Source organism: Paenibacillus piscarius, assembly GCF_022234545.1.
Lineage (GTDB): Bacteria > Bacillota > Bacilli > Paenibacillales > Paenibacillaceae > Paenibacillus_AQ > Paenibacillus_AQ piscarius.
In genome coordinates, this window is record NZ_JAIEUI010000004.1 from 301559 (window position 1) to 316603 (window position 15045).

The window sequence follows — 15045 nt, forward strand, 5'->3', positions numbered from 1 at the left end:
ACACCGTTATTTCGCCGCCATCTCCACAATCTCATTCGTATACGCCTCATCCACCTTGGCGGCGGTCTTGATCACACCGAACTTCAGCGCAATGTCCGCCGTCTGCTGGAATGCTGCCGCATCCGTGTAACCCAGCTTGGAAGCGTCGAAGCCCTCCGGCTGAATCAGCTTGGCGACCTCCTTCATCATGGTCAGCTGATGCTCTCTGGTGGTGCTTCCTGCTTCGGCAAGCTTCATTACACTGTCTACCGCCGCTTCCGGGTCGGCAATCGCATCCGCCCAGCCCTTCAGCGATGCACGGACGAACTTGGCGGCCGTCTCTTTATTGCCCTCCAGCCACTCCTTGTTCGCGAACAGGTTATCTTCGAGCATCGCCACGCCTTCGTCATTCATATCGATAACGCTCAGCTCCTCGGGCTTGACGCCCGACTCCAGCACAACCTGATATTCGTTATAGGTCATAGCCGAAGCTGCATCCAGCTCGCCGCCGAGGAACTGGTCCATGGTGAAGCCCTGCTTGGTGAAGTTCAGATCCTTGCCTGAATCCAGCTTATATTTGTCGAACAGCGCCAGCAGCTCGAACTCATTGCCGCCCATCCAGTTACCGACCTTCTTACCCTTCAAGTCCGCTGGGGTATTGATGCCCGCCTCCTTCTTGGATACCAGTACCAGCCCGCTCTTCTGGAAAATCTGGGCGATCTGGACCAGCGGCATCTCCTGCTCCTGGCTGGTCAGCAGGCTCGCCACCCAGTCTACGCCGATGTCGGCCGATCCGCCGGCCACCTGCTGCTCCGGTACGATGTCGGGCCCGCCGGGCAGAATCTCGACCTTCAGCCCTTCAGCGTCATAATAGCCCTTGTCCTGGGCCAGGAAGTAGCCGGCGAATTGCGCCTGCGGCACCCACTTCAGCTGCAGCTTCACCGTCACCGGCTCAGCCGCCGGTTCACTGGTGGCTGCCGTTTCCGGTGACGCTGTAGCCGCATTACCGCCGCCCGCCTCTGCCGCTGGAGCACCTGCATTATTATTCCCGCCGCAGCCCGCAAGCAGCGGGAGCAGCATCAGCACCGCCGCCACCCATAACCTGATGCGCACCTTGCCCTGTGTTCCTTGTCTCATTGCAACTCCCCCTACCGTCTAGTTTTGTAATCGGCCCTGCACAGCATGGTTACTGATGATGCTCTATGCATTTCACTCCCAATATTACGCACGCCGGGAGGGATGCCACTTGATAAACAGCTTCTCCAGCCGTTCAACGGCCAGGTAGAAGATCACTCCGGCAATGGCCGCCAGCACGATGCAGGACCAGCCCAGCGGCATTTTCGCCACCTTGATCGAGTTCGAGAGCAGATAACCCAGACCCCGCGAGGAGAAAAAGAATTCCCCGACAATCGCTCCGATCATACTGGCGGTGGCGTTGATCTTCAGCGCGGTGAATACATAAGGCAGACTGTTCTGTATCCGCAGATAGCGGAAGACCGCCGGCTTGCCGGCCGCATAGGAATGCATCAGATCCAGCGCCAGCGGATCAACGGCGGCCATGCCCTTGTAGGCATTGATCGCCATCGCCGCCATCGTGGTTGCCGTCACAATCGCGGCCCGCGAGCCGATGCCGTCCCCGAACCACAGGTTCATGATGGGAGCCAGGGCAACGATCGGCACCGCATTCAGCGCCGCCACCATGGTCAGGCTGCTCCCGCCCCAGCGGGGCCAGGCGGTAGCAGCCAGGGCAATAAGGAAGCCGCAGGCGGACCCGATCAGCATCCCGAGGACCGCCTCAGCAAGAGTATAGCCGGTGTAAGAGAGCAGCAGGCTGATATTATCCCGCATCGCTTCAGCAATGGCAGAGGGCAGGGGAAGCTGGTATTTTTTCAGGCCGAAGAGGCTGTGAAAGATCTGGGCTTCCCACAGGAGCAGGAACAGGATTCCCGCCAACAGCGGCAGAGCCACTCCGCGGTTCAGCCATTTCAGGGATATTCCAAAGCTTCTGTTACGATCAGGAATAGTCTCAACAGTGTTGTTAGAGGATGTTTTCAGCTGGGCATCCTCCTCTTTACCGCCGGATGCGGCATACGGAATCTCCCGGACAGGATGGCTCTCCATCAGCGCCCGCCTCCTTGGGAGCGGAATTCAGGCTGCCATGGGGCGGCCAGACGCTCGATCAGACTCATCAGCCCATAGCTGGCGATCCCGAGCAGGGCACCGACCAGAACCGTAGACCAGAACATGTATGCATGGGATGGACCATAATAGAGATTGCGCAGCATGATGACTCCGATTCCCCGCTGCGCGCCCATCAGCTCAACGAGGATAGCCCCGGTAACCGCCAGCGGTGCAGCAATCTTCAGCCCGCTGAACAGCGCGGGGAGCGAGGCTGGAAGCCGCAGCTTCCAATATACTGTCCACGTCTTAGCGGCATAGGAATGCATCAGCTCCAGGGCAGAGGGTTCAACACTGCGCAGACCGCGCAGCATATTCAGTGCGACCGGAAAAAAGGTAATATACCCGGAGATGATAATTCTCGACACCTGCTCATCGCGCACAATCCCGTAGATAATCGGCGCAAGGCCCAGAATCGGAATCATCTGCGAAGCTACCGCATAAGGGAAGGCGAGCTGTTCGATCGTGCGCGACAGGCTCATCAGCACTGCCAGCAGCACCCCGGCGAAGGCTCCGATTAGGAACCCGGCCCCGGCATTGCCGAAGGTCGCTCCCCCTTCCCGGAAGAGCGTACCGCTGTACTTCCAGAGTGTGGCTGCTATCTCATGCACATAAGGCAGCTTAGACTGGGCCAGCGGCGTTCGAGCCACATGCAGCAGCCACCACGAGGCCGCCTCCCACAGGATCAATAGACCGCAGACCCAGACGAACAGCGGCAGCGCGCGCCTGAGCATCACCGCAGGGTTCAGCTTCATGGCTACACCCCTTCGAAGCTGCCGCGAATCCGGGCAACCAGCTCGAAGAATTCCGGGCTGTTCCGCATCTGTGGTGTACGCGGACGCGGCAGCGGAATATCCACAACTGCCGAGAGCCGCCCCGGGTGCGGAGACAGGACGAAGACCCGGTCCGACAGGAAGATCGATTCAGGAATGCTATGGGTCACGAACACAATCGTGCTCTGCACCTTGCTCCACACGGACAGCAGCTCCTCGTTCAGCCGCTCGCGCGTGAATTCATCCAGCGCCGAGAACGGCTCATCCATGAGCAGAATTTCCGGCTCCATGGAGAGCGCCCGGGCAATGGCGACGCGCTGCTGCATCCCTCCGCTGAGCTGCCAGGGGTATTTGTCGGCGAAGCCCTGCAGACCGACCAGCTCCAGCAGCTCCAGCGCCTTCTCCTCGCGGACGGACCGCTTGACCCCCAGCAGCTCCAGCGGCAGCGTAATATTGTGCTTCACCTTCCGCCAGTCGTACAAGACAGGACTTTGGAAGACTATACCGTATTTCTGGGCCAGCCGGGCTTCCTTGGCACTTTTGCCGGCTACCCTAATATCCCCTGCAGTTGGTGTTATAAGATCTGCCATCAGTCTCAGCAAGGTCGTCTTACCGCAGCCCGAAGGACCCAGCAGGGAGACAAATTCACCCTTGGCAATATCCAGGCTCACCTGATGCAGCGCGAGCACATCCGCCGCTTCGGTCCGGTAGCGCATCTCAACGCTGTCCAGTTGGATTTCAGGAATCTTTGCCGCTAATGACATCCGGTTCTCCTCCGTTCCTGAGTTAATTTAATGTTAATTAATATAACACAACATCTCTCTAAAAACATTCATTCGTTTTCAATGTAGGGTTAATTAACATGTTACACGCTGCGCGCAACTCCCACACTAGACAAAGCGTAAAAGGGAGGTCGTGATTTTCCGTCATTTTGTCCAGGTATGTAATCTGTTATTTAGCCGTTTGTATTGTTAATATCGGCAGCGTTATGCCGATAAAAATAGTAAGCATTACGCCTTCCGCCGGTCCGAGCCCGCTCGCCCCTATCATCTATGCGGATGTGTGCTATCATTTAACTACTGATTTCAACACCTGGAGGCCCTTCCATGGAATCTATGATTTCAAATTACATTATTATCGTCTCCATATCCGGTGTGCTGAGTGCGCTATTGGCCTTGTTTGCTTTTTACCGCAAAACGGATTTCTCCGGGCTTAACGCCTTCATCGTCAGCTCCGCCGCCTCGGCCGTGTACACGTTCGCCTTCGCACTCGAACTCTCCGGAAGCTCCATGCAGGAGATCAAGTTCTGGATCCAGCTGGAGTACCTTGGAATGCCTTATATTGCCCCTTCAAGCCTGCTGATGATTATGCACTTCGTAGGCCTGGAGCGGCTGATTACCCGCAAATTACTGATTTTCTTATACTCCATCCCTCTGATCTCTACGGTGCTGGTATGGACCAACGACCTCCACCACCTGTTCTACCAATCCATTTACTTCCGGCAAAATGCGCCTGCGCCGCTGGTGGATATTGTGATGGGCCCCTGGTACATCGTGCAGGGCAGTCTGACCTTCGGCTGTATGCTGGCCGGGATGTGTCTGATTCTGTGGCGCTGGAGCCGGATGAGACGGGCCTACCTGCGGCAGATGCTGATTATCTTCACCGGGCAGTTCCTTCCGGCCCTGGGCGCTTTTCTCTACCTGATGGATCTGACCCCTTACGGCATGGACCCCGTGCCCGTGGTGATGAGTGTGACCTCCTCCCTGTATATCTGGGCAATTCTCTCCCGGGGGATGCTGACCGCAGCACCCATAGCCCGCGAGAATCTGTTCGAGAGTATGCGTGACGGCGTGCTGGTGATGGACCTCTCCGATAAGCTGGTGGACTATAACCGCGCTGCGGCGGAGATGCTGGAGGGTCTGGACGCCGCCGCTATCGGCAGACCGCTGGCCCAGCTCTTCCTTCCGGCAGGACGGGAGGCGGCTGATTATGTCATGAATTCCAACCCGCAGGACAGTGAAGAACGGGAGCTGGTCTGGCATGCAGACGGTGAGGTCCGCTACTACCAGGTCCGCTCCTCTCCCGTGCTGAAGCATGACGGGCTGCTGGCCGGACGGATGATCATGCTGATCGATGTCACAGAACGCACACTGCTTCAGGAGAAGCTGCTGCAGCTCGCCACTATCGACAGCCTGACGGGGATCTATAACCGCACCCATTACCTGGAGCTGAGCCGTGAGCGGCTGAAGGAAGCCGCCGATACCGCCACCCCCTTCTCCATCATCCTGCTCGACGTCGACTTCTTCAAAAGCATTAACGACCGGTACGGCCATCAATATGGAGACATGGCGCTTCAGCATGTAGTCAACGTTTGCCGCCGGCATCTACGGCCTGATGATATTTTCGGACGGTATGGCGGTGAGGAATTCGTCCTCAGCCTGCCGGGTGCAACCTTGCAGGAGGCCGCCGGGACCGCTGAGCGCATCCGCGCCGATCTGGAGCAGAGCGTATTGTCCACCCTGTCCGGTCCCATCACCTTAACGGCCAGCTTCGGCGCGGCCGAAGCCTTCCGCAGCCCGCAGCCGCTCGAGGAGCTACTCTCCGAAGCCGACCACGCTCTCTACTCCTCCAAGCGGAACGGCCGTAACACCGTCCATCTGTCCAGCGGTGCCTCCATCACCCGCTATATGCCCGGGTGATGGGAGAAGCTCCCCGGCAACCTGCTCTCCATCAGCCTCCCTTCGCTCTCTGTTTCACCCATTCCCCGGCCCTTTGTTTGCTTTGACTGGTTTTCAGTTTAATAAGTAGGTAGCCAGTATTGCTACCGGTGAGATCAGACCGACAAGGAGGGCTTACCATGATTAAGATCGGGCTTACCGGCTTCGGCGACCATGAGGAGCTGTACGGCAGAATCAAGCCCGCCGAGCGGCTTCCTGCCTACAGCGCTTATTTCTCAATCGTTGAGATCGACAGCTCCTTCTATGCCGTACAGCCGGTGAAGAACTATGAGAAGTGGGTGAATCAGACCCCGGAGTCCTTCAAGTTCATTGTGAAGGCCTATCAGGGAATGACCGGACATCTGCGCGGCTCGAAGAACTACTACGACACACCGGAGGAGATGTACCAGGCATTCCATACTTCCATCGCCCCTGTGCGTTCGGCCGGCAAGCTGGCCATGACGCTGTTCCAGTTCCCGCCCTGGTTCGACTGCACCCGGGACAATGTGGAATTTCTGCGGGAGATTAAGGAGAGAATGCTTGATGTGCCCTCTGCGGTCGAATTCCGCAATGAGTCCTGGTACAGTCCAGAGATGCGTGACCGGACGCTCCGCTTCCTTGAGCAGGAGGGCTGGATTCATACCGTTGCCGATGAGCCGCAGGCGGGCTCAGGCTCCATCCCGATTGTTCCGGTGGCTACCTCGCCGGAGTTCACCTATGTGCGGCTGCACGGCCGCAATATCGGAGGCTGGAACCAGAGCAGCCACCCCGACTGGCGCAAGCTGCGCTACCTGTACCGTTACAGCACGGAAGAGCTGACGGAATGGCGGGACCGGCTGCTGGCGCTTGAGCAGACCTGCAAGGACATTTATGTCGTATTCAACAATAACTCTGCCGGGGACGCTACCCCCAATGCGCTGGAGCTGCAATCGCTGCTCGGTATCGACGGCGGACTCGCCCCGCGCCAGCTTGATTTATTCACCTGATGTACACAGATTTACATATATTACTCTCACACCGTGCTGTACGCATAGAATATACAGACCTGTAGTCCACCTATGTCGTCTTATCCATGTAAAGGAGGCCATAAGCGTATGAAGAGAAACCATACCATGATGCAGTTTTTTGAATGGCATGTTGCGGCGGACGGAGAGCACTGGAAGCGCCTTGCCCAGATGGCTCCGGAGCTGAAGGCGGCAGGCATTGATGCCGTGTGGGTCCCCCCCGTGACTAAAGCGGTCTCCCCGGAAGACACCGGTTATGGGGTCTATGACCTCTACGACCTCGGCGAATTCGATCAAAAGGGCGCCGTACGGACGAAATACGGAACCAAGCAAGAACTGATTGATGCCATCGCCGAGTGTCTGAAGAACGGTATTGCCGTCTATGTCGACCTGGTCATGAACCATAAGGCCGGAGCGGATGAGACCGAGGTGTTTGAGGTGATTGAGGTTGATCCTAACGACCGCAACAAGGATATTTCCCAGCCGTTCGAGATTGAGGGATGGACGAAGTTCGATTTTCCGGGACGGGGGAATGAGCATTCCAGCTTCAAATGGAACCATACGCACTTCAACGGTACCGATTTCGATGCCAAGGAGGGCCGCACCGGCGTGTTCCGCATTGACGGGACGAACCGGAGCTGGAATCAGAATGTCGATGATGAATTCGGCAATTACGACTACCTGATGTTCGCGAATATCGATTATCTTAACGATGAAGTGAAGCAGGAGATGCTGAACTGGGGCAAATGGCTGGTCGATACGCTGCAATGCAGCGGGTACCGCCTGGATGCGATCAAGCATATCAACCACGAGTTCATCAAGGAATTCGCCATGGAGATGAAAAAGAAACGCGGCGAGGACTTCTACATCGTCGGCGAATTCTGGAACTCCAACCTGGAGGCCTGCCGCGAATTCCTGAACACGGTCGATTACCAGATCGACCTGTTCGATGTCTCGCTGCACTATAAGTTCTACTCGGCGGCGCTGGCCGGCCGAGATTTCGACTTAAGGCATATTCTGGACGATACGCTGGTCCAGACCCACCCCGCCAATGCCGTAACCTTCGTGGACAATCACGATTCCCAGCCGCATGAAGCGCTGGAATCGTGGGTTGGCGACTGGTTCAAGCAGAGCGCCTATGCTCTGATTCTGCTGCGGCGCGACGGCTACCCCGTGGTGTTCTACGGGGATTACTACGGCATCGGCGGCCCTGCTCCGATGGAGGGCAAGAAGGATGCCATCGACCCGCTGCTCTGCGCCCGGTACACCAAAGCCTACGGGGAGCAGGATGATTACTTCGATCATCCCAACACCATCGGCTGGGTGCGGCGCGGCGTGCCGGAGATCGAAGGCTCCGGCTGTGCTGTGGTGATCTCGAACGGCGACAACGGCGAGAAGCGGATGTTCGTAGGCGAAGAGCGCCGCGGCGAGGTGTGGGAGGACTTCACCCGCAACCGCGGGGAGACGGTCACCATCGGCGAAGACGGCTGGGCCGTCTTCCCCGTGAACGGGGGAAGCGTCTCTGTCTGGGCGCTGCCGGAGCCGAAGCCGGCGGACGCCTGTGCGGCAGAGGAGGATTAATCCGCCGTTCGGCGGGTAAACGCTGGAGCGGGCAAGGTGGCCGGAAATGCGGCTGCGTTGCCCGCTTTTTTTGGCTTTTTGGTGCACAAGTGCTCCTCGTTTCCGCCTCATGCCCACTTTTGGCCCGATTCAGGTGCACTTGTGCTTCTAAACAACTCTCAAACTAACTTTTCACCAGCTGATCTCGAATACGAGCCCCCCACTAGAGCATTATCCACATCCGATTTCATCTTATCCACAATTTATGCACAAATTCCATGCTTTATCCACAACACTAATATTACTTTTCCACAAGCTGAAACATGTTACTTTAACTTTACTCCCGATAGACATACGAATTTAATCAGTCTCAGCAGCATTTATCCCACTTTCTTGCTACGATTGGACTGATCAGAGGGATTTACCCCCAGACTTATGCACAATTTATCCACAATTCGTCCCGCCGCGAAGATAATTTTCCCAAACTAAGTTAGTTGAACAGCACAAACAGGCGACCCCAGCCATAGTGGCTATAGAGTCGCCTTTTCAGTTTGCCGGGATCAGGACCCTACAGGTTACAGAAGATCACTCGCTGGAGGATAACTGTTGGCTGGAGGACCGTCCGGCTGCTTGTCTAATTTCAGTGTACAATGATCTGGCTTCCTTGACTGCCCATCCGTCCTGTTGCCCTGACACATACAATTACCGGCTAACAGTAGGTTGATCCCCGTCTGTCCAGGTGCCAGCGTCACTGTTCAGGATGCGTTCGATCGGATACACTCTCCATACAGCGGTGACCACCGCTGAGCATAATACGGCTTTGAGCAGATCGCCCGGGATAAAGGGCCACATGCCTGCTGTTAAGGCCTTGCCGAGCGAATTCATGCCGGTGGAATAGGCCAGCCAGGCTACACCGCCGGGATAGACAAGCAGCGCGCCGCAGACGAAGTTGGCCGCCAGCAGCTTGAAGAAGGTGTATCTGTCCTGCTTGATCCGCTCAGCGAAGAAGCCGATCAGCCAGGCCACGAACGGCCAGGAGAAAATATATCCGGCGGTAGGCCCTGTCAGCACCGCGAGTCCGCCGCTGCCGCCCATCACCTGGAACCCGGCGGCGGCAAGTCCAATGACAATCAGCACCGCCAGTGAGCCGTAGCGGGCCCCGAGAATAGACCCGGCCAGCATTACTGCGAGGGTCTGCATCGTAATGGGGACCGTGGAGAAGGGCAGCGAGATTTTCAGATAACTCAGGGCAATCATGACTGCTGCGAATAACGCGCTGAAAATCAGGCCGCGGGTGGTCCATTTCTTCATGGCCGGAGTCCCCCTTTTTTTAGGATCACTATACCATCCCCCTCTGGATACATCAATCCTGGAATGTTTGTTATAATGGGTAGCAATTGTTGACTATAAGATTGACGGAAAGCAGGCATGAGGATGATCAGGGCGCACAATCTCACCTTGTCTGTGCGGGAGGGACAGCACACCCGTACGGTACTGCAAGGGCTAAATATTGATATCGGGAGAGGGGAATGGGTGGCGCTCACCGGAGCGAACGGCTGCGGCAAAACCTCGCTCATCCGCACCTTCAACGGGCTCTCTACCCCCTCCGGCGGCAGCCTGACTGTGGCCGGGCTCGATCTGCGCAAGCCCGGCAGCCGCACAGCAGTGAAGCAGCACGTGCAACTGGTGTTTCAGAATCCTGAATCACAGACGGTCGGCTCTACTCCAGAGGAGGATATCGCCTTCGGGCTGGAGAACCGGGGACTGGACCGGGACCGGATGCTGGCACGGATCAGCGGGATTCTTGAGCAGGTGGGACTGGCTCACAAGGCCGGGGCCGATGTCGCTACCCTGTCCGGCGGGGAACGCCAGCGCCTGGCCGTCGGCTGCTGCCTGGCACTGGAGGCGGAGCTGATCATCTTCGATGAGGCCACCTCCATGCTGGACCCGGCGGGAAGACAGGACATTCTGGACCTGGCCCGGGAGCTATGGCGGAGAGGAACAACCATTCTCTGGGTGACCCAGCGGATGGAGGAGCTGGCGGAGAGCCCGCGTATCGCCGTACTGGGCGGAGGGCAGCTGCTCTATGACGGCGGCCCGCGCAGCCTGTTCTATGATTCAGAGCTGCCGGATACTCTCGGCTGGATTCCCGCTCCGGCCGTCCGTGTCGGCCTGCTGCTGCAGCAGCAGGGCTGGCCGCTGGACCTGCTGCCGCTGACCACGCCGGAGCTGGAGGCGCTGCTATGAGCATACAGGCAGAGCAGATCTCCTTCCGGTACACAGACGGCCGGCTGGCACTACGGGATATCTCGCTTCATATCCCGCCCGGTACGCTGACCGTTCTATGCGGAGTGAACGGGAGCGGCAAGTCCACGCTGCTCCGCCTGCTCGCGGGGCTGGCGGTGCCTTCCTCCGGGCAGATTCGCCATGATGCCGGGAAGAGCGTATCGATGGTCTTTCAGCAGCCGGAGACCCAGCTATTCGCGGGCACGGTGCATAAGGACATCGAGTATGGCCTGGCAGAGCGCGGCGTGCCCAAGGTGCAGCGGACGAAGATCATCGCCAGCGTTCTGCAGCAGACCGGGCTGGCTTATGATGAATTCGCCGCCCGCTCCCCCTTCCTGCTGAGCGGAGGCGAGAAGCGCCGTGTCTGTATTGCCGGCGCGCTGGCTGTCCAGCCGGGGCTCTTAATTCTTGATGAGCCCACGGCCGGGCTGGACCCGCAGGCGGCGGGGGCGCTGCTCGATCTGGTGCAGGAGCTGCGCGGAAGCGGCATGACACTCATTGTCGGCACCCACGACCTGGACAGCTTCCTGCCGGCAGCCGATCAGGTCATCGTGATGAGGCAAGGCACGGTCCACTATGACGGGCCTGCATCCATTCTGGCAGCTGAACCCTGTCTGCTGGCTGAGGCTGGCCTCACCCCGCCCGCGTATGCCTCCATAGGGCGCAGGGCGGTGGAACGCGGCCTGCTTGAAGCCATGCCGCACAGTCTGGAGGAGCTGCTGGCGGGACTGGTGCAGCACCCCCTGCCGCTGCCGCAGGCTGACGGCCCGCCTGCGATCGCTGCAGCACCTCAGGCCAGAGCCGGGGCAGACCGGCCGGCCGGCCGGAGCCTGGAGTCAGAGCAGCCTGCTGCCCGGAGCGGCTGGCAGCATCTGGACCCCAGGGTCAAATGGCTGGGGATGCTGCTCGGCTCGCTGGCCCTGCTGGCGGCGGATACGCTGCTTCCGCTGCTGCTTACGGCAGGCCTGCTGGCCGTTCTTGCCGTATCGGCACATGTCTCCTGGCGCAGAGCCGCCCGCTTCTTCCGGCCGTTCCTCGTGATGTTCCTGTTCCTCTGGCTGCTGTCCGGGCTCAGCTGGAGCTCCCCGGATTTCGCCCTCGGGCCGGTCGGGTTCAGTTATGCAGGAATCCTGCGCGGGGGGATCAGTGTGTTGCGCTTCCTGCTGCTGATCGCCTTGGGCTTCCTGTTCACCGAGACCACAACCGGCGCCCCCCTGCAGGAGGGGCTGGAATGGGCCATCGCTCCGCTGCGCGCTCTGGGCATCCGCACCCGCAACTGGTCGCTGGCCGTATCGGTAACCTTACAGTTCGTGCCGTGGATTCTCGGCAAGCTGGCCCAGCTTCAGCTCGCCCTGCGTTCACGCGGACGGCGCACCCGGGGACCCGGACGCTGGTCGCCCAGACAGATTGTGCTTATGATCGTTCCTCTGCTGATCCTGGTGCTGGGCATGGGCGACGAGCTGGCGACTGCTGTGGAATCACGGGGATATGATCCCGCCCGGCAGCGGACCCCGGTATACCAGCTATCCTGGAGCAGACGCGATACAGCGGCAGCACTGTGCATTCTGGCGGTTGCAGCCATGCTCTGGTGGATAGCGCGGATCAGCTGACTTCAGTCAAGCGGAATATAACTGGCAGCTCCGCCCAATCTCCGGCCCTGTTCTCTCCCCCGGATTACTAACTTGCCTAGACATAAAAAGACGGCTGCCATGTCCTATTCTAAGGACGGCAGCCGTCTTCATATTTGTGTGGTTCTACTGAATCGCCCTATACCTATAATATTCGTTATATCTGTTATTCCGCAGCGCCCCCGCTCTTCTGCTCCGGGCGGCGCGAGACCAGCCGAACCAGATCAATGGTCAGCAGCGGAAGGGTGACGGAAGCAGGATAGGCCAGATATCGCGGCTCCCAGGCAGGGCCGAACTTCTCCTTGTACCGGCGCAGGCCGGAGAAGCCGTACCAGTGGCCGCCGCGCTCGAAGACAAGCCGGGCCAGCTTCTCCTCCCGCAGCGCCCCGGGATTGCGCCCGACACTGGACAGCGGGGCATGGCCCAGATTGAAGCAGCTGTAGCCGCGCGACTTCGCCCACTCCAGCAGCTTCAGGAACAGGTAATCCATCGTACCGTTCGGTGTATCCTTGCAGTGGCGCATCAGGTCCACGGACACCGTCTTGTGACGGTCATACCCCGGGGCCAAGGAGGCAAAAGCCAGCAGGCGGCCATCCGGTGCACGCAGCAGCGCCAGCGGAGCCAGCTGCAGATACGGCTCGCTGAACCAGCCCAGCGAATAGCCCTTCTCCTGTCGTCCGGCCAGCCATTCCTCCGACACCAGACGCAGCTCCTGCAGCAGTTCGGCAGCATGCACTGCATCCGTAATCTCGAAGACATAGCCCGCCCGCTCGAACCGGTTTCTAACGCTGCGCAGATTAGCGTTCTGCGGTCCGCTGGTCGTGAAGCTCTCCAGCGGCACAAGCGCCTCCTCCCCCAGCTTGAAGAACCGGTACCCCTGCTCATGATACACGGGCAGATTGGCCGGCGTCGCCTGATAGAACACCACCGAGAGACCGTACAGATCGGCCGCCTGCCTGAACTCGCTGATCGCATTATTGAACAGGCTCGGAGGGCCCAGCGGGTCACCCAGCACCACAAGCTTATCCCGCACCCTGGAAAAGGCGAACAGCACCTTGCCTGCCTGCGCCCAGAAGAAGCTTTTGTCGCCCAGGAACAGCATGTGACTCAGCGCATTGCCCCAGCCTTCCGAGAGGAAGCGCTCCAGCCGCTCCATATCCTGATCCGCCAGAATGGCGTCTGCCTTGCGCTGCGGCCTGAGCGCAGCCATCATGCTAAGCAGCAGCCAGGAGAAGATCAGCCCGCCTGCCGCCGTAACCGCCGCATTGCCGTACCTCCGCAGCCATTCCGGCTGAACACCGGCCGGCAGATGCTTCAGGAAGCCATGGTGGGTATAGCTGCCCAGCCAATAATAACAGAGGGCGATTAGCGTGGTCAGAACCAGCCACCAGACCGTGCTTCTCGTACCAAGCGGGACACTGACGCGGTAGAACCGGGTGCGGGAGATCCAGAGAATCAGGGCAACCAGCAGCAGGAACAGCGCCTCCTCATAGTCAAACCCCTTCGTGAACGCAAACACCGCTCCGCCAAAAAGCAGCACGCTCGTCCACACATACGCCCGGTGCACGCGCAGGGAAATTCCCCGCGACAGCAGAATCAGCATGAAGCCGATCAGCACCGACAGATGGTGCGAGATCTGCATCACGGGCAGAGACAGCAGCTCCTCCGTTACCTTCAGCCGGTAGAGCAGCTCAGGTGTAGCTGCGGATAGCAGCAGGAGCAAGCCGCTGGCCAGCACCAGCTTGCCAAGCGCCCATACCCCGAGATCGCTCAGGAAGGTGTATTGGCCGGGCCAGCCCCATATTTTCTGCCAGACCGTCAGCGGGGCCTCCACCCTGTCCATGCTGCGTTCAGCGCCCTTGGTGCCCGGCAGTCCAAACTCCAGCGCAGCCAGCACCAATCCCATTAGCCACGGAATGATGTAATAGAACAATCTGTAGATGACCAGCACCGCCATGGCATGGTCCGTCTTGAAGCCAAGCTGGGTCAGCCCCAGCAGCGCAATCAGGTCGAAGGCCCCGATACCGCCGGGAGCCATGCTCAGAATGCCGGCAATGGCGGCCACGACATAGATGCTGAAGATGAGAATGAACGGAGCCTCGCCCAGCAGCTTTCCGGCAATCATCCAGAAGGTCAGTCCGGCGAACACCCACTCCAGCAGAGACGCCCCCACCGAAGCGCCCACAGTCAGCCAGGCGGTTCTCCCCTCCCCCCGGTTGATCCATTTGGCAAAAAGCGAGGAACGCTGCAGCAGCACGAAGCCCGGCAGATACAGTGCCATCCCCCAGACGGCGAAGATCAGCCAATGATGCGCCGCAAGCAGCCGGTCCGCCGGCAGCAGCCCGGTGATCGTACCCCAGGCGAGCAGCGAGAGTCCCGTAATCATCAGCGGCGACAGGAACACAATCGCAGGGGCCAGCACGGCTGCAGGCACATGGCTTCTTTTGTAGAGCAGCGTCCTTAGACCGGCACCGGCCAGCCCGGCAAAGCCGATCATATTATTGAACGTATTGGCGATCCAGGCATACCGGAACGTCCGCCAGGCCCCGGTCTGCAAGCGGAAATGCCTGCGGATCAGATAATCGTAAGTACTCATGACCGCAACGGACAGCAGAGAGATGCCCAGCATCTGCAGGATGGCAGGCACGGGAACGGACTTCAGGTCATGGATGATTTTGCCCAAATGAATCTGCTTCAGCTCATGCTGTCCTTCTAAGTACACCAGCCCGATGATCAGCAGCGGAAATAGCGCCCGCACCGCCTTGATCCGGTAGATCGAGACCAGCAGGCGGACGAGCCTGAAGCGTTCGAGTTTATTTTTGATCACATTATGCATGAATTCACCTGTCCTAACTGCCGAACACGCATGTTGCCTGATCCTGTTCAGCCATTACACCAACCATTATAACAAGATCGGCCG

The 15045-nt window shown here is 58.9% G+C and carries 11 protein-coding genes; 5 read left to right on the forward strand and 6 right to left on the reverse strand.

The annotated features are described in order from the left end of the window. Nucleotides 1–6: 6 nt before the first annotated feature. The 4 genes from K1558_RS09590 to K1558_RS09605 all read right to left on the reverse strand — a co-directional run bounded on the left by K1558_RS09590 (nucleotide 7) and on the right by K1558_RS09605 (nucleotide 3694). The gene (locus K1558_RS09590) at nucleotides 7–1116 is read right to left on the reverse strand and encodes an ABC transporter substrate-binding protein (RefSeq protein WP_238651319.1); all 1110 of its coding nucleotides are present in this window, start codon (nucleotides 1114–1116) and stop codon (nucleotides 7–9) included. A gap of 84 nt (nucleotides 1117–1200) precedes the next feature. After that, nucleotides 1201–2100, reverse strand: coding sequence for an ABC transporter permease (locus K1558_RS09595; RefSeq protein ID WP_238651320.1), 900 nt, complete (start codon nucleotides 2098–2100; stop codon nucleotides 1201–1203). Continuing rightward, a complete protein-coding gene (locus K1558_RS09600) occupies nucleotides 2100–2912 on the reverse strand; it encodes an ABC transporter permease (protein WP_238651321.1) in 813 nt (270 codons plus the stop codon). Before K1558_RS09600 ends, K1558_RS09595 begins: the two co-directional genes overlap by 1 nt. Nucleotides 2913–2914: 2 nt before the next feature. Then, the gene (locus K1558_RS09605; RefSeq protein ID WP_238651322.1) at nucleotides 2915–3694 is read right to left on the reverse strand and encodes an ABC transporter ATP-binding protein; all 780 of its coding nucleotides are present in this window, start codon (nucleotides 3692–3694) and stop codon (nucleotides 2915–2917) included. Nucleotides 3695–4036: 342 nt separating this feature from the next. Here K1558_RS09605 and K1558_RS09610 point away from each other — a divergent pair, with 342 nt between their 5' ends. From K1558_RS09610 to K1558_RS09620, 3 genes are all read left to right on the forward strand, one after another. Then, nucleotides 4037–5629, forward strand: a complete 1593-nt coding sequence (locus K1558_RS09610; protein WP_238651323.1) for a histidine kinase N-terminal 7TM domain-containing diguanylate cyclase — start codon at nucleotides 4037–4039, stop codon at nucleotides 5627–5629. A 158-nt stretch (nucleotides 5630–5787) separates the two neighbouring features. Beyond that, complete coding sequence (locus K1558_RS09615) at nucleotides 5788–6633, forward strand: DUF72 domain-containing protein (protein ID WP_238651324.1); 846 nt, start codon at nucleotides 5788–5790, stop codon at nucleotides 6631–6633. Nucleotides 6634–6741: 108 nt separating this feature from the next. After that, nucleotides 6742–8232 (forward strand): alpha-amylase, encoded by a 1491-nt coding sequence (locus K1558_RS09620; protein ID WP_238651325.1) that lies wholly within the window; start codon nucleotides 6742–6744, stop codon nucleotides 8230–8232. Between the two features lie 681 nt (nucleotides 8233–8913). Here the strand turns inward: K1558_RS09620 and K1558_RS09625 are convergent. Next, nucleotides 8914–9522, reverse strand: coding sequence for a biotin transporter BioY (locus tag K1558_RS09625; protein WP_238651326.1), 609 nt, complete (start codon nucleotides 9520–9522; stop codon nucleotides 8914–8916). A 123-nt stretch (nucleotides 9523–9645) separates the two neighbouring features. On the opposite strand from K1558_RS09625, the gene K1558_RS09630 reads away from it, so the two are divergent. After that, the gene (locus K1558_RS09630; protein ID WP_238651327.1) at nucleotides 9646–10458 is read left to right on the forward strand and encodes an ATP-binding cassette domain-containing protein; all 813 of its coding nucleotides are present in this window, start codon (nucleotides 9646–9648) and stop codon (nucleotides 10456–10458) included. Then, complete coding sequence (locus K1558_RS09635) at nucleotides 10455–12107, forward strand: ATP-binding cassette domain-containing protein (protein WP_238651328.1); 1653 nt, start codon at nucleotides 10455–10457, stop codon at nucleotides 12105–12107. The genes K1558_RS09630 and K1558_RS09635 overlap by 4 nt, the downstream gene beginning before the upstream one ends. Nucleotides 12108–12291: 184 nt before the next feature. Here K1558_RS09635 and mprF read toward each other — a convergent pair whose 3' ends face one another. Further along, nucleotides 12292–14961, reverse strand: coding sequence for a bifunctional lysylphosphatidylglycerol flippase/synthetase MprF (gene mprF, locus K1558_RS09640; protein ID WP_238651330.1), 2670 nt, complete (start codon nucleotides 14959–14961; stop codon nucleotides 12292–12294). Between the last annotated feature and the right edge of the window lie 84 nt (nucleotides 14962–15045).